This window comes from Streptomyces sp. BJ20, assembly GCF_022869105.1.
GTDB classification, from domain to species: Bacteria; Actinomycetota; Actinomycetes; order Streptomycetales; family Streptomycetaceae; genus Streptomyces; species Streptomyces griseoincarnatus.
This window is the reverse complement of record NZ_CP094918.1, coordinates 1,887,777-1,906,501: the sequence shown is the minus strand read 5'-3', so window position 1 is coordinate 1,906,501 and position 18,725 is coordinate 1,887,777. Positions and strand designations below refer to the sequence as shown.

At 73.5% G+C, this 18,725-nt stretch carries 15 protein-coding genes; all 15 read left to right on the top strand.

All coding sequences use genetic code 11. The features are described from left to right. The first annotated feature begins 9 nt into the window (after positions 1 to 9). Genes MTR79_RS08790 through MTR79_RS08720 form a run of 15 tightly spaced genes read left to right on the top strand, consistent with a single transcriptional unit; the run spans position 10 to position 18,548 of the window. Entirely contained in the window at positions 10 to 2,199 is a 2,190-nt protein-coding gene (locus tag MTR79_RS08790) for a bi-domain-containing oxidoreductase (RefSeq protein ID WP_244789686.1), read from the top strand. Beyond that, complete coding sequence (locus MTR79_RS08785; protein ID WP_244789685.1) at positions 2,196 to 4,136, top strand: alginate lyase family protein; 1,941 nt, start codon at positions 2,196 to 2,198, stop codon at positions 4,134 to 4,136. The genes MTR79_RS08790 and MTR79_RS08785 overlap by 4 nt, the downstream gene beginning before the upstream one ends. Positions 4,137 to 4,144: 8 nt before the next feature. Continuing rightward, complete coding sequence (locus tag MTR79_RS08780) at positions 4,145 to 5,722, top strand: right-handed parallel beta-helix repeat-containing protein (protein ID WP_086703089.1); 1,578 nt, start codon at positions 4,145 to 4,147, stop codon at positions 5,720 to 5,722. 1 nt (position 5,723) lies between these two features. Beyond that, the gene (locus tag MTR79_RS08775; protein ID WP_244793091.1) at positions 5,724 to 6,968 is read left to right on the top strand and encodes an O-antigen ligase domain-containing protein; all 1,245 of its coding nucleotides are present in this window, start codon (positions 5,724 to 5,726) and stop codon (positions 6,966 to 6,968) included. Further along, positions 6,969 to 8,234 (top strand): glycosyltransferase, encoded by a 1,266-nt coding sequence (locus tag MTR79_RS08770; RefSeq protein ID WP_244789684.1) that lies wholly within the window; start codon positions 6,969 to 6,971, stop codon positions 8,232 to 8,234. It abuts the gene before it with no gap. After that, positions 8,231 to 9,466 (top strand): class I SAM-dependent methyltransferase, encoded by a 1,236-nt coding sequence (locus tag MTR79_RS08765; protein ID WP_189363355.1) that lies wholly within the window; start codon positions 8,231 to 8,233, stop codon positions 9,464 to 9,466. The genes MTR79_RS08770 and MTR79_RS08765 overlap by 4 nt, the downstream gene beginning before the upstream one ends. Beyond that, positions 9,463 to 10,257 (top strand): glucose-1-phosphate cytidylyltransferase, encoded by a 795-nt coding sequence (locus MTR79_RS08760; protein ID WP_048456111.1) that lies wholly within the window; start codon positions 9,463 to 9,465, stop codon positions 10,255 to 10,257. The genes MTR79_RS08765 and MTR79_RS08760 overlap by 4 nt, the downstream gene beginning before the upstream one ends. Continuing rightward, the gene (locus MTR79_RS08755) at positions 10,254 to 10,901 is read left to right on the top strand and encodes a PIG-L family deacetylase (protein ID WP_244789683.1); all 648 of its coding nucleotides are present in this window, start codon (positions 10,254 to 10,256) and stop codon (positions 10,899 to 10,901) included. Before MTR79_RS08760 ends, MTR79_RS08755 begins: the two co-directional genes overlap by 4 nt. Before the next feature lie 4 nt (positions 10,902 to 10,905). Further along, on the top strand, positions 10,906 to 11,931 hold the full coding sequence (locus MTR79_RS08750) for an SDR family oxidoreductase (RefSeq protein WP_086703083.1): 1,026 nt from the start codon (positions 10,906 to 10,908) through the stop codon (positions 11,929 to 11,931). Beyond that, the gene (locus tag MTR79_RS08745; protein ID WP_244789682.1) at positions 11,919 to 13,202 is read left to right on the top strand and encodes a DUF4910 domain-containing protein; all 1,284 of its coding nucleotides are present in this window, start codon (positions 11,919 to 11,921) and stop codon (positions 13,200 to 13,202) included. Before MTR79_RS08750 ends, MTR79_RS08745 begins: the two co-directional genes overlap by 13 nt. 5 nt (positions 13,203 to 13,207) lie before the next feature. Beyond that, a complete protein-coding gene (locus MTR79_RS08740) occupies positions 13,208 to 14,497 on the top strand; it encodes a hypothetical protein (protein WP_086703081.1) in 1,290 nt (429 codons plus the stop codon). A 7-nt stretch (positions 14,498 to 14,504) separates the two neighbouring features. Further along, complete coding sequence (locus MTR79_RS08735; protein ID WP_102641530.1) at positions 14,505 to 15,452, top strand: glycosyltransferase family 2 protein; 948 nt, start codon at positions 14,505 to 14,507, stop codon at positions 15,450 to 15,452. An 11-nt stretch (positions 15,453 to 15,463) separates the two neighbouring features. Continuing rightward, the gene (locus tag MTR79_RS08730) at positions 15,464 to 16,669 is read left to right on the top strand and encodes a polysaccharide pyruvyl transferase family protein (protein WP_086703078.1); all 1,206 of its coding nucleotides are present in this window, start codon (positions 15,464 to 15,466) and stop codon (positions 16,667 to 16,669) included. After that, positions 16,666 to 17,226: a dTDP-4-dehydrorhamnose 3,5-epimerase gene (rfbC, locus tag MTR79_RS08725; RefSeq protein ID WP_189363353.1), complete on the top strand. Its 561-nt coding sequence runs from the start codon at positions 16,666 to 16,668 to the stop codon at positions 17,224 to 17,226. Before MTR79_RS08730 ends, rfbC begins: the two co-directional genes overlap by 4 nt. Next, on the top strand, positions 17,223 to 18,548 hold the full coding sequence (locus MTR79_RS08720) for a glutamate-1-semialdehyde 2,1-aminomutase (protein WP_244789681.1): 1,326 nt from the start codon (positions 17,223 to 17,225) through the stop codon (positions 18,546 to 18,548). The genes rfbC and MTR79_RS08720 overlap by 4 nt, the downstream gene beginning before the upstream one ends. The last annotated feature ends 177 nt before the right edge of the window (positions 18,549 to 18,725 follow it).

Sequence of the window (18,725 nt, the reverse complement as noted above, 5' to 3'; positions counted from 1 at the left end):
AGGAACTCCGTGAAACAGGTAGTGCAGAACTACAAGAGCGGCGAGCTGACGCTGCTCGACGTGCCGGCGCCGCGCTGCAAGCCGGGCGGGGTGCTGGTGCGCAGCGCCTTCTCACTGATCTCCACCGGCACCGAGATGATGAAGGTGTCCGAGGCCGGCATGTCGATGCTGGGCAAGGCGCGGTCGCGGCCGGACCAGGTGGCGAAGGTCGTGCAGAGCGTCGCCGCCAACGGGGTGCCGGCGACGTACCGCAAGGTGATGGGCAAGCTCGACTCGTACACGCCGCTCGGGTATTCGCTGTGCGGGGTGGTCGAGCAGGTCGGCGCCGGGATCGACGACGTCAAGGTCGGCGACGTCGTGGCGTGCGCGGGCAACGAGCACGCGCTGCACGCCGAGCTGAACTGGGTGCCGAAGAACCTCTACACCCCGGTCCCGGACGGGGTCGCGCCCCGGCACGCGGCGTTCGGCACGGTCGGGTCGATCGCGCTGCAGGGTGTGCGGCAGGGTGAGTCGCGGCTCGGCGAGGTGGCCCTGGTGATCGGTCTCGGGCTGATCGGGCAGCTGGTGACGCAGCTGCTGAACGCCTCCGGGGTACGGGTGGTCGGCGTGGACCCCGACCCGGCGCGCTGCGAGCTGGCCGAGCGGCTCGGCGCGGCGGCCTGCGGGGACCCGGGCTCGGCGAGCGTGGAGAGCGCGGTCGCCGAACTCACCGGCGGCATGGGCGTGGACCAGGTGTACCTGGCGGCCGGCGGGAGCAGCAACCAGCCGGTGGAGCTGGCCGCGCGGCTGTGCCGGGACCGCGGCCGGGTGATCGACATCGGCAAGTGCCGGCTCGACCTGCCGTGGAACGCGTACTACGAGAAGGAACTCGACGTCCGCTTCTCCCGCAGCTACGGACCCGGGCGCTACGACCCGGAGTACGAACTGCAGGGCCGCGACTACCCGATCGGCTACGTCCGCTGGACCGAGCGCCGCAACCTGGCGTGCTTCCTCGACCTGATCGCGCGGGGCAGCGTGGACGTCGAGCCGCTGGTGTCGCACGTCGCGGACTTCGAGGACGCCGTGGAGACGTACCGGCGGCTCGAGGAGGGCGACCTCAAGGCGGTGGCCGTGCTGTTCCGGTACGCGTCGGCCGGGGACGCGCCCGCCGTCGAGGCGCCGGAGATGACGGTGCCCGAGGTGCCGCGGCCGTCCGGCCGGACGGCGCCCGCGCGACGCTCGGGCCCGGTGCGGCTGGCGTTCGTCGGCGCGGGGAACTACGCGTCGTCGATGCTGCTGCCGCATCTGACGGGACGCGACGGCGTGGAGCTGTCCACGGTCGTCACCACCACGGCGCTGTCCGCGGCCAACGCGCGGCGCAAGTTCGGCTTCGGGAAGGCCACCACCGACCTGGACGCGGTGCTGGGCGACCCGGCCGTGGACGCCGTGTTCGTGGTGACCCGGCACAGCTCGCACGCCGAGCTGACGCGGCGGGCGCTGCTGGCGGGCAAGGCGGTGTTCGTGGAGAAGCCGCTGGCGCTCACCGAGGAGGAGCTGGCCGGAGTACTGGCGGCGGTGGAGGAGTCCGGCAACGACCGGATCCAGGTGGGCTTCAACCGCCGCTTCGCCCCGCTGCTGCGGGAGGCCCGGGAGCTGTTCGGCGCCCGCACCGGCCCGGCGAGCCTGCGCTACCTGGTCAACGCGGGCCGCCTTGAGCACGGCAGCTGGTACCTGCGGCAGGACACCGAGGGGTCCCGGTTCGCCGGGGAGGGCGGGCACTTCGTCGACACCGCGAGCTGGCTGCTGGACGCCGACCCGGTGTCGGTGTACGCGGCCGCCCCGGCCGGCAACGAGGACCTGCAGATCGTGCTGTGCTACCCCGACGGGTCCACGGCGACGATCAGCTACGTCACCTCGGGTCCTTCGTCCTTCCCGAAGGAGACGCTGGACCTCGTGGCGGACGGCAAGGTGCTGCGGCTGGACGACTTCACGCGGGCCGCCGTGTACGACGGGCGGCGCCGGCAGTGGGTGGGCTCGCGGCTGCCGAAGGCCCGCGACAAGGGACAGAACGCGGAGCTGGCGGCGTTCGTGAGGGCCGTGCGGACGGGCGGGCCGATGCCGGTGCCGCTGGAGTCGCTGGCCGCCACCACGACGGCCACCCTCGCGGTGCCCACGGCGCTGGCGAGCGGTGTCCCGGTCACCCTGGCGGGGGCGCGATGAGCATGAGCGCGGGGTGGTACCTGCGGCGGCTGTCCCGGATGGGGCCGCGGGAGGCCGCCGGCCGGGCGGCCGACGCGGTGCGCCGACGGCGCTGGCGGTCGGGGCTGCCCGAGCGGCCCCCGGTGACGGGCGTCCGGTTCACGGCCGTGCTGCCCGAGGGCGCGCTCGCGGCGGTGGACCCGGACGCGGTGAAGCGTCTGGTCGCCGAGGCGGACCGGCTGACGGCGGGGCGCGCCGAGTTCTTCGGGGTGGTACGCGACGACATGACGGACCCGGACTGGCAGTCCGACCCGAAGACCGGCCGCCGCGCCCCGCTCGACCACGCCTTCGACGTGCCCTACCGGGACGAGGAGACGGTCGGCGACATCAAGCAGATCTGGGAGCCGTCCCGGCACCAGTACCTGACCGTGCTGGCCGCCGCGTACGCGCTCACCGGGAACGACCGGTACGCGGAGCGGACGGCCGCGCATCTGCGGTCGTGGTGGGAGGCCAACCCGCCGCTGCGGGGCGCGCACTGGGTCAGCGGCATCGAGCTGGGCATCCGGCTGCTGTCGTGGGTGTGGATCCGCAGGCTGCTGGACGGCTGGGCGGGCGCGCCCGCGCTGTTCGAGGAGAACCCGGTCGCGCTGGACCAGATCTGGCACCACCAGCGCTGGCTGGCCGCGTTCCCCAGCCGGGGCTCCTCGGCGAACAACCACGCGGTCGCCGAGGCCGCCGGACAGCTCGCCGCGTCCTGCGCGTTCGGCTGGTTCCCGTACTCGCCGCGGTGGCGGGCGGAGGCGCTGCGCGACTTGGACCGGCATCTGCGCGCCAACACCTTCCTGTCCGGGATCAACCGGGAGCTGGCGAGCGAGTACCACGGTCTGGTGCTGGAGCTTGGCCTGGCCGCGCTGGCCGAGGCGGACGCCGCGGGCGTGGCCGTGCCCGCGACGACGCGGCTGGTGCTGCTGCGGATGACGGACGCGCTCGCGGCCGTCGTCGACGACCGGCTGCGCCCGCCCCGCCAAGGCGACGCGGACGACGGGCACGGGCTGGTGCTGGACGGCCCGGACACCGACCGCTGGGGGTCGCTGCTGGCCACGGGCGAGGCGGTGTTCGGCCGGCTCGACTGGTGGCCGGAGGTGCCCGGCGCCGACGTCCGCACCCCGCTGCTGGCCTCGCTGACCGAGCCGTACGGCGAGGGCGTGGCGCGTCCGGGGAGCCGGCCGGCGCACTTCGCGGACGCGGGACTGACCGTGCTGCGGGGGCCCGGGGGGATCTGGTGCCGCTGCGACGGCGGACCGCACGGCTTCCTGTCGATCGCCGCGCACGCCCACGCGGACGCGCTGTCGGTGGAGGTGCGGCACGACGGCGTGGACGTGCTGGCGGACCCGGGCACGTACTGCTACCACGGCCAGCCCGAGTGGCGGAGCTACTTCCGCTCCACGCTCGGCCACAACACGCTCGAGGCGGGCGGCCGGGACCAGTCGGTGTCGGGCGGCCCCTTCCTGTGGACCCGGCACGCCGCGACCCGGGTGCTGAAGGTGGACGCCGACGGGGAGACGGCGCGCTGGTGCGCCGAGCACGACGGCTACCGGCCGCTGCTCCACCGGCGGCAGGTGGAACTCGCCCACGAGCGCCGTGAGGTGCGGGTGGTCGACACGGTGAGCGGCGACCGCCGGGAGGTGCGTCTGGCGTTCCACCTCGGTCCGGACATCACGGCCGAGCTGGAGGGGAGCCGGGCGCGGCTCACCTGGACGCGGGACGGCGAGGACCGCTCGGCCGTGCTGGACCTGCCGGCCGGGCTCACCTGGCGGGCGCACCGGCGCGAGAGCACACCGCCGCTCGGCTGGTACTCCCCCGGGTTCGGGCGCAAGGTGCCGAGCACCACGCTGGTCGGCAGCGGATCCGTCGACAACACGGCCGAGTTCACCACCGTTCTCGGGTTCGACGGCTAGGGGGCCCGATGGTGCTGCGTGGAGGGGGTGTGCGCCGGTGGCGGCGCTGGGCGCCGGCGGCCGGGCTGGCGCTGGCGCTGCTGGCGACCGCCGGCTGCGAGAGCGAGCCCGAGCCGGCGAACAAGCCGGACGGGCGGTCACGGGCGGACGCCCGCACCCAGCCGGAGGGCTCCGGCGGCGCGCCGCGGTCCGTGGCCCGGGTGTGCGAGAGGCCGAAGCCCGGACCGGCGAAGGCGCCGTCCGGCGCGGTGACCGTGGACCCCTCGGTGCCCGGCGACCTCTCCGCGAAGACCGGTTCCAGCCCGGCGGGCACCACGTTCTGGCTGAAGCCCGGCAGGCACCGGCTGGCCGACGACCGGTACGCGCAGGTGGAACCCAAGAAGGGCAACACCTACCTCGGCGCGCCCGGCGCGGTGCTCGACGGCCGGAGGACCAACCAGTACGCCTTCGGCGGAGGGGCGCCCGACGTCACCATCCGTCACCTGACCGTGCAGGGCTTCGTCGCGCCGCACGACGAGGGCGTGGTCAACCACGACTCGGCCGACGGCTGGGTGATCGAGCACTCCCGGGTCCAGTTCAACTCCGGGGCCGGGCTGATGGCCGGGTCGGGGCAGCAGGTGCGGGCGAGCTGTCTGCGCGGCAACGGCCAGTACGGCATGAACGCCTACAAGGGGTCGGGTCCGCTGCGTGACCTCGTGCTGGAGGGCAACGAGATCACCGACAACAACCGGCACGACTGGGAGAAGAAGCGGCCCGGCTGCGGCTGCACCGGCGGCGTGAAGTTCTGGGCCGTCGACGGGGCGGACGTGCGCGGCAACTGGGTGCACGGCAACCGCGGCACCGGTCTGTGGGCGGACACCAACAACAACGACTTCCTGATCGAGGGCAACGTCCTGGAGGACAACCAGGGTGCCGCCCTGATGTACGAGACCAGCTACAACGCGGTGATCAGGAACAACACGATCCGGCGGAACAACTGGGCGGAGGGGAAGCGGTACGCCGAGCGCGGCGACACCTTCCCGTTCGCCACCGTCTACATCTCGGAGTCCGGCGGCGAGCCCCGAGTGAAGGCCCGCACGGACACACTGGAGATCTCCGGGAACCTCTTCGAGGACAACTGGAACGCGATCACGCTGTGGGAGAACGCCGACCGGTTCTGCAACAGCCCCGCCAACACCTCCTCGGCCGACTGCACCCTCCTCGTCGAGGACATCGACCGCTGCGCGCGGCCCGGCATCACCAAGGCGCCGCTGTACGCCGACTGCCGGTGGCGGACCCAGCGGGTGGACGTCCACCACAACCGGTTCCTGCTGGACAGGTCCGCGATGGACTGCACGTCGATGTGCGACCGCATGGCGGTCCTCGCCAACTACGGCACCTACCCGGACTGGTCGCCGTACATGGGCGAGAAGGTCGCCGACGCCATCACGCTGAAGCAGCACAACCGCTGGCGCGAGAACGTCTACGAGGGGCCGTGGACGTTCGTCGCGCACGATCCGAGCGGCGAGCTGGACTTCCGGGAGTGGCAGGGCGCGCCGTACCGGCAGGACGCGGGCAGCACCTACCGTGCCGGGGACGGTGGTTGACGTGCGGGTGGAGCACACGCCGAGGACGGTCGGGACCGTATGGGGGCTGCTGGTCCTCAACACCCTCGGCTCCACCGGGGCGGAGACGATCGTGCCGCTGCCCCGGTCGCTGATCCAGATGGTCACGATGGGCGCGCTGGTCGCCGCGTTCGCGCTGGCGCTGGCCATGAACCCGCGGCTGCGGGTGCGGCCCGGCGCGTTCCTGCTGCTGCTCAGTCTGCTGCTGGTGCCGAGCCTGATCTCCAGCGTGGACCTGAGCGCCGGCTTCGGGGCGCTGTTCCGGTGCGGCCGGTTCGCGGTGTTCGTGGCCACGCTGTGGCTGATCAGCCGCTGGTGGGACGGGTCCACCACGTTCGTGCGGTACCACATCCGCTGGTACTTCCTGGTGCTGTGCTCGGTCGCCGCCGGTCTGCTGCTGTCGCCGGGCGCCGCCCTGCCCGACCTCTACGGCGGACGTCTCGTGGGCGCGCTGTGGCCGCTGACGCCGCCGCAGATCGGGCAGTACGCGGCGGTGGTCGTGGGGCTCGCGGTGCTGATGGTGCTGGGGCGCCGCACCGACCGGCGGAGCGCCGCGCTGGTGATCGTGCCGTCGCTGGCGCTGCTCGCCCTCACGCACACCCGGACGGCGACGATCGGGCTGCTCGCCGGGCTGCTGGTGGCGATCGGCTCGATGGTGCTGACCAGCGCCGCCGCCCGCCGCTGGTTCGGCTGGGCGACGCTGTGCGCGGCGGTCGCCGCGGTCGCGTTCGGGTCGCTGCTCCAGGCGTGGTTCCTGCGCGGCCAGACCGAGGAGAACTTCTCCACCCTGACCGGCCGCGCCAAGGTGTGGGAGGCGCTGCTGGACGCGCCCCGGTCGGGCGCGGAGCGGCTGTTCGGGGTGGGGCTCGGCGACAAGTCGTTCGACGGGCTGCCCATCGACAACAGCTGGCTGGCCGTCTACCACGAACAGGGCCTGCTGGGCGTGGCGCTGGTGGCCGGGTTCGTGCTGGTGCCGGCCACGGTCGCGCTGCTGCGGCCGCCGTCGCTCGCGCGGGCCTGCGCGCTGTTTTTGATCACCTACTGCGGGCTCGCCTCGTACACCGAGGCCGGCCTGGGCGACGCCTCGCCGTACCTGCTGCACCTGGCCCTGGCGGCCTCGCTGCTGGTGGCGCCCGCCGGCCCGTCCGCGTCCGACGCCGGTCCTCCGGCGCCGGATCCCGTCCGCCGGACCGTCGCGCGGCCGGTCCGCGGCAAGGAGGTGGCGTGAATGCACGTCATGGTGGTGCACAACCGCTACGCGTCGGCGCAGCCGAGCGGGGAGAACAAGGTCGTCGACCAGGAGGTGGCGCTGCTGCGGGAGGCCGGCCACCGGGTCGGGGTGTTCGAGCGGCGCAGCGACGACATCGCCGCCCGCTCGCTGCCGGCCAAGGCCGCGATCCCGCTGCTGGTGCCGTGGAACCCGGCGGTGCGCACCCGGCTGGCGGAGCGGCTGCGCGCCGAGCGGCCGGACGTGGTGCACCTGCACAACGTCTTCCCGCTGCTGTCGCCCGCGGTGATCGCCGCCTGCGCGGACGCCGGGGTGCCGGCCGTCGCCACGCTGCACAACTACACCCAGGTGTGCCCGCCGGGCACCCTGCACCGGGACGGCTCGCCGTGCACCGCGTGCGTGGGCCGGGCGCCGCTGCCCGCCGTCCGGCACGGCTGCTACCGCGGCTCCCGGCTGGCGACGGTGCCGCTCGCGGTGAGCCTGTCGGTCAACCGGCGGCGCTGGTGGTCGGGCGTGGAGCGGTTCTTCTGCATCTCGGCGGCGCAGCGTGAGGTCCTCGTGGACGCGGGGATGCCGGCCGGGCGGCTCGTGGTGAAGCACAACTTCGTGCCGGAGACGCCCGTGCGGCGCACCGGTCCTGGCGAGCACCTGCTGTACCTGGGGCGGCTCGCGGAGGTGAAGGGCGTGCGGCTGCTGATGGCCGCGTGGGACGAGCTCGCCGCCGCCGGCGGGGTGGGCGTGCCGCTGGTGATCGCCGGCACGGGCCCGCTGGAGGCGGAGGTGGCGGCCTGGGCGGCGGACCGGGACGACGTGCGCCACGTCGGCCTGTACGACCGGACGCGGTGCCGTGAGGCCGTGGCGGGGGCGGTGGCCGTGGTGGCCCCGTCGACCTGGAAGGAGGCGTTCGGGCTGGTCGTCGTGGAGGCGATGGCGGCGGGGGTGCCGGCCGTCGCCGCCGGGCACGGCGCCTTCACCGAGCTGGTCGAGGACGGGGTGACCGGGCTGCTGCACCGGCCGGACGACGCCGCGTCGCTGGCGGCAGCGCTGCGCCGGGTCACCGCGGACGGCGACGGCAACCGGGAGATGGGCCGGGCGGCCCGGCTCCGGTACGAGCGGGGTTTCAGTCCCGAGGTGGGGCTGGCGCGCCTGGAGGAGGGGTACCGCGCGGCGATCGCGGGACGCGGCGGGGCGGACCCGTCGCGAGGGGACACGCACACGGGTTCGCGCCGGGGGGACCTGCGCGAGCGGGATGGGGGAAGCAGATGACACGTTGCCGACTGTGCGGTTCGACGGCGCTGGAGAGCGTCGTCGACCTGGGGGCGACCCCGCCGTGCGAGAGCTTTCTCGCGGCGGAGCGGCTGGACGCGCCGGAGCCGACGTACCCGTTGCACCTGCGGGTGTGCACGGACTGCTGGCTGGCGCAGATACCGCCGCTGATCACGCCGGAGGAGACGTTCAGCGAGTACGCGTACTTCTCGTCGTACTCGTCCTCCTGGGTGGAGCACGCGCGGGTCTTCGTCGAGGACGCGGCGGCGCGGGTGGGGCTGGGCGAGGACTCGTTCGTGGTGGAGGTGGCGAGCAACGACGGCTATCTGCTGCGGCACGTGGTGGACCGGGGGGTGCGCTGCCTGGGCGTCGAGCCGTCGGTGAACGTCGGCGCGGCGGCGCGGGAGGCGGGCGTGCCCACGCTCACCGCGTTCCTGAGCCCCGAGACGGGCGCGGCGGTGCGCGCCGAGCACGGGCCGGCCGATCTGGTGGTCGCCAACAACGTGTACGCGCACATCCCGGACGTCATCGGCTTCACCAAGGGGCTGCGCGCGCTGGTCGCGGACGACGGCTGGGTGTCGGTCGAGGTGCAGCACCTGCTGACCCTCATCGAGGAGAACCAGTACGACACGATCTACCACGAGCACTTCCAGTACTACACGGTCGCCTCCGCGATCCGGGCGCTGGCGAGCGGCGGGCTGACGCTGGTGGACGTGGAGCTGCTGCCCACGCACGGCGGTTCGCTCAGGCTGTGGGCGCGGCCCGAGGAGGCGGCCGGGGAGCCGGGCCGGCGGGTGGCGGACGTGCTGGCCCGGGAGAAGGCCGCCGGGCTCCAGGAGCTGTCCGGGTACACCGAGTTCTCCGCGCGGGTGGCGAAGGTGCGCCGGGACCTGTTGCGGTTCCTGGTCGACGCGGCGGAGGAGGGCAGGACGGTCGTCGGCTACGGCGCCCCGGGCAAGGGCAACACGCTGCTCAACCACTGCGGGATCCGGCCCGACCTGCTGCCGTACACGGTGGACCGCAACCCGTACAAGCACGGCCGGTACACCCCGGGCACGCGCATCCCGGTCCTGCCGCCGGAGCGGATCGCCGCCGACCGGCCGGACTACGTGCTGGTGCTGCCCTGGAACCTGCGCGCCGAGCTGGTCGAGCAGCTGGCGTACGTGCACGAGTGGGGCGGCCGGCTGGTCTTCCCCATCCCGGAACTGAGCATTGTCGAGGTCGAGCGATGAAGGTCGTACTGTTCTGCGGCGGTTACGGGATGCGCATGCGCGCCGGGGCGAACGACGACATCCCCAAACCCATGGCGATGGTCGGTCCGCGCCCGCTGATCTGGCACGTGATGCGCTACTACGCGCACTTCGGGCACAAGGAGTTCATCCTCTGCCTGGGCTACGGCGCCCACCACATCAAGAACTTCTTCCTCAACTACGAGGAGACCGTCTCCAACGACTTCGTGCTGCGCGGCGGCCGCACCGAGCTGCTGTCCACCGACATCGCGGACTGGACCGTCACGTTCGCGCAGACCGGCATCGAGTCGCCCATCGGGGAGCGGCTGCGCCGGGTGCGGGACCACCTGGACGGTGACGAGATGTTCCTCGCCAACTACGCGGACGTGCTCACCGACGCCCCGCTGCCGGAGATGATCGACCGGTTCTCCCGCCGGGACGCGGGGGCGTCGATGATGGTGGTGCCGCCGCAGTCGTCGTTCCACTGCGTGGAGCTGGGCCAGGACGGCCTGGTGGGCGGCATCACCCCGGTGAGCGAGCTGCCGCTGTGGGAGAACGGCGGCTACTTCGTGCTGCGCCAGGAGATCTTCGACCACATCCCCGAGAACGGAGATCTCGTCGCCGACGGGTGTGCCCAACTGGCCAAGCGGGGAAGGCTCGTTGCGCACCAGCACCGCGGCTTCTGGCAGCCGACCGACACCGTGAAGGAGCGCACGGCGCTGGACGAGGCCTACGCCCGGGGGGACCGGCCGTGGGCCGTGTGGGAGCGTACGGGGGCGGGGGTGAGCGCGTGATCCGGCTGGGAACCGGGCGTCTGGAGCGGATCGTCGCGGTGGGCGCGCACTGCGACGACATCGCCATCGGCGCCGGCGGGACCCTGCTGACCCTGTGCCTGGCCCGCCCGGGCCTCAGGGTCGACGCGCTGGTGCTGTCCGGCGGCGGCACGGAGCGCGAGCAGGAGGAGGCGGAGGCGCTCGCAGCGTTCTGCCCGGGCGCCGACCTCCGGCTGACCGTGGACAAGCTGCCCGACGGCCGGCTGCCCGCGCACTGGGCTGAGGCCAAGGCCGCGGTCGAGGAACTGCGCGCCCGCACCGAGCCCGACCTGGTGCTCGCGCCGCGCACCGAGGACGCGCACCAAGACCACCGGGGCCTCGCGAAGCTGATGACCACCGCGTTCCGCGACCATCTCGTGCTGGGCTACGAGATCGTGAAGTGGGACGGGGACCTGGGCCGTCCGGTGGTGTACCAGCCGCTGGCGCCGGAGACGGCCGAGGACAAGGTGCGGCTGCTGCAGGAGCACTACCCCTCGCAGCGGCACCGGCCCTGGTACGACCGGGAGGCCTTCCTCGGGCTCGCCCGGATCCGGGGCATCGAAAGCAACGCGCGCTACGCCGAGGCGTTCGCCGTCACCAAACTCACTGTCGACCTGGGGGGTTGAAACCTTGCGCGTACTGCTCACCGGACACCAGGGCTATCTGGGCACCGTGATGGCCCCGGTGCTCACGGCCGCCGGACACGAGGTCGTCGGGCTGGACGCCGGCCTGTTCGCCGACTGCGTGCTGGGGCCGACGCCCGCGGACCCTCCGGGGACGCGGGTGGACCTGCGGGACGTCACGGCCGACCACGTGGCCGGGGTGGACGCCGTGATCCACCTGGCCGCCCTGTCCAACGACCCGCTGGGGGCGCTGGCGCCGGAACTGACCTACGACATCAACCACCACGCGTCCGTGCGGCTGGCGAAGCTCGCCCGGGACGCGGGGGTGAGGCGCTTCCTGTACGCCTCGACCTGCTCGGTCTACGGCGCGGCGGGCGGCGACGAGCTGGTGGCCGAGGACGCCCCGCTGCGCCCGGTGACGCCGTACGCGGAGTCCAAGGTGCGGGTGGAGGACGACCTGCACGAGCTGGCCGACGACGACTTCAGCCCGGTGTACATGCGCAACGCGACCGCCTTCGGGTACTCGCCGCGGCTGCGCGCCGACATCGTGCTGAACAACCTGGTGGGCCACGCCCTGCTGTCCGGTGAGGTGCTGGTGCTGTCCGACGGCACGCCGTGGCGGCCGCTGGTGCACGCCGCGGACATCGCCCGCGCGTTCACGGCCGCCCTCCAGGCGCCGCGGGAGGCGGTGCACGACCGGGCGTTCAACATCGGCAGCGAGGTCAACAACGTCACGGTCGCGGAGATCGCCCAGCAGGTCGCGGACGCGGTGGACGGCTCCAAGGTGGTCATCACCGGCGAGACGGGCGCCGACCCGCGCTCCTACCGGGTGGACTTCTCCCGGTTCCGTGAGGCGATCCCGGGCTTCGACTGCGAGTGGACGGTGAAGCGCGGCGCGCTGGAACTCGCCGACGCCTACCGGACGCACGGGCTGACCCGGGAGGCGTTCGAGCAGCGGTTCACCCGGCTCGCCGTGCTGCGCGCCGCGTCCGACGCGGGCACGGTCGACGACACCCTGCGGTGGCGGTCGTGACCACGCCGGGCGAGGAGATGCACGCCCTGGTGGAGCGGATGTACCCGCTCTGCCGGAGCATCACCGGCGACGGGGTGCGCGCCACCCTGGACATCGTCGGGGAGCATCTGCCGCTGGAGGTGCGCGAGGTGCCCACCGGCACGCAGGTGCTCGACTGGACGGTGCCGCAGGAGTGGAACGTGCGGGAGGCGTGGATCGCCGACCCGTCGGGGCGGCGGGTCGTCGACCTCGCCGACTCCAGCCTGCACGTGCTCGGGTACAGCGTGCCGGTGTCGGCGCGGATGGGGCTGTCCGAGCTGCGCCCGCATCTGCACACCCTGCCCGAGCACCCGAAGTGGGTTCCGTACCGCACCAGTTACTACAAGCCCGACTGGGGCTTCTGTCTCGCGCAGGAGACCCTGGACGCGCTGCCGGACGGCGAGTACGAGGTGCGGATCGACTCCACGCTCGCGGACGGGCACCTCACCTACGCCGAGCACGTGGTGCCGGGGCAGGTGCCCGACGAGGTGATCGTCTCCAGTCACGTCTGCCACCCGTCGCTGGCCAACGACAACCTGGCCGGCATCGCGGTGGCGGCCTTCCTCGCCCGGTCGCTGGCCGAGGGCACGCCGTACTACACGTACCGGTTCCTGTTCGCGCCCGGCACCGTCGGGGCGATCACCTGGCTGGCCCGCAACGCCGGACGGGTGGAGCGGGTGAAGCACGGTCTCGTGCTGGCCTGCGCGGGCGACCGCGGCTCGCTGACCTACAAGCGCAGCAGGCGCGGGGACGCGGAGATCGACCGGGTCATGCGGTACGTGCTGGAGACCTCCGGACGCCCGCACGAGATACGGGAGTTCACCCCGTATGGCTACGACGAGCGGCAGTTCTGCTCACCGGGCTTCGACCTCGGGGTGGGGTCGCTCAGCCGGACCCCGTACGCCGGCTACCCGGAGTACCACACCTCGGCGGACGACCTGGACTTCGTGACGCCGGAGGCGATGGAGGACACCCTCGCCGTCTGCCGGGAGGCGTTCGCCGTGCTCGACCGCAACCGGCGGTACGTCAACCTCAGCCCGTACGGGGAGCCGCAGCTGGGGCGGCGCGGGCTGTACGGGGCGCTCGGCGGGCGCAGCGACGCGCAGGAGGCCCAGCTGGCGATGCTGTGGGTGCTCAGCCTCTCCGACGGGGAGCACGCTCTGCTGGACGTGGCCGAGCGGGCCGGTCTGCCGTTCGACACCGTGGCCGCCGCGGCCGACGCCCTGCACGGCGCCGGGCTGGTCAAGGCGTGACACAGATGGCCGCCGAGGGGGACGGGACGACTGTGCCGGCGCGGCCGGCCCGTACCGTGACACGGGCTGTGGCCGGCCGGCTGTCGTGGGGGCTGGCCGACCAGGCGGCCTCCAGCCTGTCCAACTTCGCCGTGGGCGTGTACGTGGCCCGCTCGCTGGGACTGACCGCGTTCGGCGTGTTCAGCCTGGCCTGGGTGACCTACGGCGTGGTGCTCAGCGTCTCCCGGGGTCTGGCCACCGACCCGCTCGTGGTGCGGTTCAGCGGGGTGTCCGAGGCGTCCTGGCGCCAAGCGGTGTCCCGGTCGACGGGCACCTCGCTGGTCGTGGGCGCGGTCATCGGCGCGCTGTGTCTGACGGCCTGGCCGCTGATCGGCGGCGGTGTGGGCGCCGCCTTCGCCTGCCTGGGCGTGGTGCTGCCCGGGCTGCTGCTCCAGGACGCCTGGCGGTACTCGTTCTTCGCGGCCGGCGTCGGCCGCAAGGCGTTCGTCAACGACGTGGTGTGGGGCGTGGCGCTCGTCCCCGCCATGGTCGTGGCGGCCCACGTGGGCACCGTGCCCGCGTTCGTGCTCGCCTGGGGCGGCTCGGCCGCGGTGGCGGGGGCGTACGGCTGGGCGCAGTCCGGCATCCGGCCCCGGCTCACCGGGGCCCGGCTGTGGATCCGCGACCACCGTGACCTCGGCTACCGCTACCTGGCCGAGAACACCTGCGTGAGCGGCGCGGGCCAGTTGCGCGCGTACGGGCTCGGCGCCATCGTCGGCGTCGGCGCGGTCGGCGTCGTCCGGGGCGCCGAGCTGCTGCAGGGTCCGTTCCTGGCCGTGCTGATGGGGCTGACGCTGGTCACCGTGGCCGAGGCGGCGCGGATGCTGCGGCAGGCCCCGCACCGGCTCGGCCGGTTCTGTCTGTTCCTGGGCGGCGGTCAGGCGGTCGCCGCCCTGCTGTGGGGCGGCGTGCTGCTGCTGATGCCGGACCGGGCGGGGGACCTGGTTCTCGGCGACGTCTGGCCCGCCGCCAAGGAGCTCATCGTTCCGGCCACCCTCAGTGTCGCGGGGGCCGGTGTCGGTACCGGAGCGGCCGCCGGGCTGCGCGCGCTCGGCGCGGCCCGGCTCAGTCTCCGGTGCCAGATCTTCGCCTCCGTGTGCTACGTGGGCCTCGGGATCGGCGGTGCGGCCCTCGGCGGCACCGTCGGCTCGGCCTGGGGCGCCGCCGCCGCGTCCGTGTGCGGTTCGGCCGCGTGGTGGCTGCATCTGAGGATCGCCCTGCGCGAGCACCACCGAGATCTCTCATCCGTGAAGTGAGGACGTCATGACCGCGCAACCACGGCTGAGCATCGGCCTTCCCGTGTACAACGGCGAGGAATACCTCGCCGAGTCGCTGGAGGCCCTGCTCGGCCAGACGTACGAGGACTTCGAGTTGGTCATCACCGACAACGCGTCGACCGACGGGACCGAGGACATCTGCCGCCGCTACGCCAAGCAGGACTCCCGGATCCGGTACATCCGGCTGCCCCGGAACATCGGCGCCGCGCCGAACCACAACTACGTCTTCACCCAGTGCCGCGGCGAGCTCTTCAAGTGGGCCTCGCACGACGACCTGTACGCCCGTGACCTGCTGAAGCGCTGCGTGGAGGCGCTCGACGAACGCCCGGAGGTGATCCTCGCGCACAGCGACCAGGCCGTCATCGACGAGGGCGGCAAGGTCAAGGTGCCCTACGCGTACACGCTGAACACCGGCTCGCCGCACGCGCCCGAGCGGTTCCGCAGCCTGCTGTTCGAGCCCGGCGGCGACGACTTCTACGGCGTGATGCGCGCCGACGTGCTGCGCCGGGTCAAGCCGCACGACAGCTACCACCACGCGGACCGCACGTTCGTCGCCGAGATCACCCTGCACGGCCCCTTCCACCAGGTGCCGGAGCTGCTGTACTTCCGCCGCGACCACCCCACCCGCGCCGAGCGGGCGAACCCCTCCAAGCGCGCCCGCTGCGTCAACCTGGACCCGCGCCGGGCGGGACCGCTGCACCCGACGCCCCGGTTGCTCGCCGAGTACGTGTGGGGGTTCGTGTCGGCGGTGAAACGGGCGCCGCTGTCCCCCGCCGACCGGCGTGCCTGCTACCGGCATCTGGCCTCATGGGCGACCAGCCGCGTCCGCCCGGGCGCGGGCGAGCGGGTCGAGGACCGGGCCCCGGTGGACCCGGCCGCGCTCGGCATCTCCGTCGACGCCCTGGTCGCCGGCCGCGAGAGGGGTGCCGCGTGACGTCTCCCCGGGTGGGCCTCTTCGGTCTTTTCGGCTCCGGGAACGTCGGCAACGACGGATCGCTCGTGGCCCTGCTGGACCATCTGCGCGCGGCCCGTCCCGGCGCCGAGGTGGACGCCCTGTGCGGCGGCCCCGAGACCGTCACGGCCCGGTACGGCATACCGGCGGCACGGCTGCACTGGTTCCGCGGCGAGTACCGCACGGCGGCGCGCCCGGGCGACCTCGCGGGCAAGGCCGTGGGCAAGCTCGTGGACGCCTTCCGCATCGCGGCCTGGGTGCGCCGGCACGACGTGGTGATCGTGCCCGGCACCGGCATCCTGGAGAGCACCCTGCCGCTGCGGCCCTGGGGCATGCCGTACTCGCTGTTCCTGGTGTGCGCTGCGGGACGGCTGCTGCGCACACCGGTCGCGCTGGTCGGGGTCGGGGCGTCCGGGACCGGCAGCCGGCCGGTGCGGGCGCTGACCCGGTGGGCGGCGCGGCTGGCCGCGTACCGGTCCTACCGGGACACGCTGTCGCGGGACGCGATACGGGCGATGGGCGTGGACACCCGACGCGACGAGGTGTACGCCGACCTGGTGTTCGCCCTGCCGACTCCCCCGCCGGGCGACTCCTCGGGGCCGCCCGGACCGGTGTGCGTGGGCGTCATGGACTTCGGCGGCAGCAACGACGAACGGGACCGGGCGGACGAACTGCGCCGCCGCTACCTGGACGGCATGACGCGGTTCGTGCGCGCGTTGGCCGCAGAGGGCAGGTCGGTGCGGCTGCTCACCGGCGACGACGTGGACCGGCCGGTGACCGAGGCGATCCTCGAGGCGGTCGACTCGCCGATGGTCACCGCCGCCGCGACGGCGTCGCTGGGGGATCTGATGAAGGAGATGGCGGTCGCGGACACGGTGGTGGCGACCCGCTACCACAACCTGGTGTGCGCGCTGAAGGTCGGCACCCCGGCGCTCGCCGTGAGCTACGCGGCGAAGAGCGACCGGCTGATGGCAGGCATGGGGCTGGGCGAGCACTGCCACCCGGCGCGGGACATCGACGCGGGCCGGCTCCTCGAGCAGTTCCGCGCGCTGGAGCGGAACCGGACGGAGGTCCGGCGGATCCTCGCCGAGGGCAACCCGGTGCTGGCCGGGCGGGTCCGCCGGCAGTTCGAGGCGTTGAACGCGCTCTTACCGGCGTCCGGCGCCGCACCCGACCACGCACGACGGGAGACCCCATGAAGGTGACCGAGGTCCCGGCGATCGCCGGGGCATTTCTGTTCCAGCCGACACCGTTCACCGATGAACGAGGCTTCTTCTGCCGCACGTTCGACGCGGACCTGGCGCGTTCCGTGGGCATCGACCCGGACGCCTTCGTCCAGGACAGCCTGTCCCGTTCGGTGCGGGGCGTGGTGCGCGGCATGCATCTGCGGTCCGGGAAGGGCGAGGCCAAGCTGGTGCGCTGCTCCTACGGCCGTATCTTCGACGTGGTGGTGGACCTGCGGCCCGGCTCACCGACGTATCTGCGCCGGGCCACGTTCGAGCTGTCCGGCGACACGCAGGCCACGCTGTACGTGCCGGCGGGCTGCGCGCACGGCTTCCAGGCGCTGACGGACACCGCCGACACGTCGTACCGCATCGACCGTGAGCACGACCCTTCCCAGGACGTGACGATCGCCTTCGACGACCCCGAACTGGCCGTCCCCTGGCCGCTGCCGGTCACGGTGACGTCCGAACGGGACCGCAAGGCGCCGGGTCTGGCCGAGGTGCTGAGAACGCTGGAGGTGAAGGCGCCATGAACGGCGAGGAGTTGAGGCTGCCCCGGTCGCGGGCGGTGAACGAGCGGCTGCACGCGGCGGTTCCGGGCGGGGCGCACACGTACGCCAAGGGCGACGACCAGTACCCGCAGGACCTGGCGCCGGTCATCGACCACGGCCGCGGCGCCCACGTGTGGGACGTCGACGGCAACGAGTACCTCGAGTACGGCTCCGGGCTGCGGTCGGTGAGCCTCGGCCACGCCCATCCGCGGGTGCTGGAGGCGGTGCGGCGGGAGCTGGACCGGGGCAGCAACTTCGTGCGCCCGTCGGTGGTGGAGGCGGAGGCGGCGGAACGGTTCCTCGCCACGGTGCCGACCGCCGAGATGGTGAAGTTCGCGAAGAACGGCTCCGACGCGACCACGGCGGCGGTGCGGCTCGCGCGCGCCGTCACCGGGCGCAGGCGGGTGGCGCTCTGCGGGGACCATCCGTTCTTCTCGGTGGACGACTGGTTCATCGGCACCACGCCGATGCCGGCGGGCATCCCGTCGGAGACCACGGATCTGACGGTGACGTTCCCCTACGGCGATCTGGCCGCGGTGGAGGCGCTGTTCGACCGGTATCCGGACGAGATCGCCTGCCTGATCCTGGAGCCGGCCACCCAGACGGAGCCGCCGCAGGGTTACCTCCAAGGGCTGCGCGACCTCGCGCACCGCCACGGCAGTGTGCTGGTCTTCGACGAGATGATCACCGGCTTCCGCTGGTCGGAGGCGGGCGCGCAGGGGCTGTACGGGGTGACCCCCGACCTCTCCACCTTCGGCAAGGCGCTGGGCAACGGCTTCGCGGTGTCCGCGCTGGCCGGGCGCCGCGAGCTGATGGAGTGGGGCGGGCTGCGGCACGACGGCGACCGGGTGTTCCTGCTGTCCACCACGCACGGCGCGGAGACGCACGCCCTGGCGGCGGCGATGGCCGTGCAGACGACCTACGTGGAGGAGGGTGTCACCGCGCGGCTGCACGCGCTGGGCGAGCGGCTGGCCGCGGGCGTCCGGGACGCGGCGGCCGCGATGGGCGTCGCCGGACATGTCGTGGTCCGGGGCCGCGCCAGCAACCTGGTCTTCGCGACGCTGGACGCGCGGGGACGGCCCTCGCAGGAGTACCGGACGCTGTTCCTGCGGAGCCTGCTGACGGGCGGGGTGCTGGCCCCGTCGTTCGTGGTGAGCGGCGCGCTGGAGGAGGCCGACGTCGACCGCACGGTGGACGTGGTCGGCCAGGCGTGCGCGGTGTACCGCAAGGCGCTGGACGCGGGCGATCCGACGCCGTGGCTGGGGGGCAGGCCGGTACGGCCGGTGTTCCGGCGGAGGGTGTGAGACGGGGGTGGCGTGGGGCGCCGTTCCAGGGCCGGTGCCCCACGCCCCCTCCCCCGGGCGGCCGGGAGTGCCCGGCGAGCGCTGCCCCGGTGCCGGACCGCGCCCGGCGCGGGGCGCCTGGCGCGGCGCGTCCCGGCGCGAGGCGTCCCGACGCGGCGCGTTGCCGGCACGGCGCGT

Excerpts from the sequence above, each read along its gene's own strand:
- MTR79_RS08785 (WP_244789685.1), top strand. The coding sequence starts at position 2,196 with ATGAGCATGAGCGCGGGGTGGTACCTGCGGCGGCTGTCCCGGATGGGG.
- MTR79_RS08780 (WP_086703089.1), top strand. The coding sequence starts at position 4,145 with ATGGTGCTGCGTGGAGGGGGTGTGCGCCGGTGGCGGCGCTGGGCGCCG.
- MTR79_RS08770 (WP_244789684.1), top strand. The coding sequence starts at position 6,969 with ATGCACGTCATGGTGGTGCACAACCGCTACGCGTCGGCGCAGCCGAGC.
- MTR79_RS08765 (WP_189363355.1), top strand. The coding sequence starts at position 8,231 with ATGACACGTTGCCGACTGTGCGGTTCGACGGCGCTGGAGAGCGTCGTC.
- MTR79_RS08760 (WP_048456111.1), top strand. The coding sequence starts at position 9,463 with ATGAAGGTCGTACTGTTCTGCGGCGGTTACGGGATGCGCATGCGCGCC.
- MTR79_RS08740 (WP_086703081.1), top strand. The coding sequence starts at position 13,208 with ATGGCCGCCGAGGGGGACGGGACGACTGTGCCGGCGCGGCCGGCCCGT.
- MTR79_RS08735 (WP_102641530.1), top strand. The coding sequence starts at position 14,505 with ATGACCGCGCAACCACGGCTGAGCATCGGCCTTCCCGTGTACAACGGC.
- rfbC (WP_189363353.1), top strand. The coding sequence starts at position 16,666 with ATGAAGGTGACCGAGGTCCCGGCGATCGCCGGGGCATTTCTGTTCCAG.
- MTR79_RS08720 (WP_244789681.1), top strand. The coding sequence starts at position 17,223 with ATGAACGGCGAGGAGTTGAGGCTGCCCCGGTCGCGGGCGGTGAACGAG.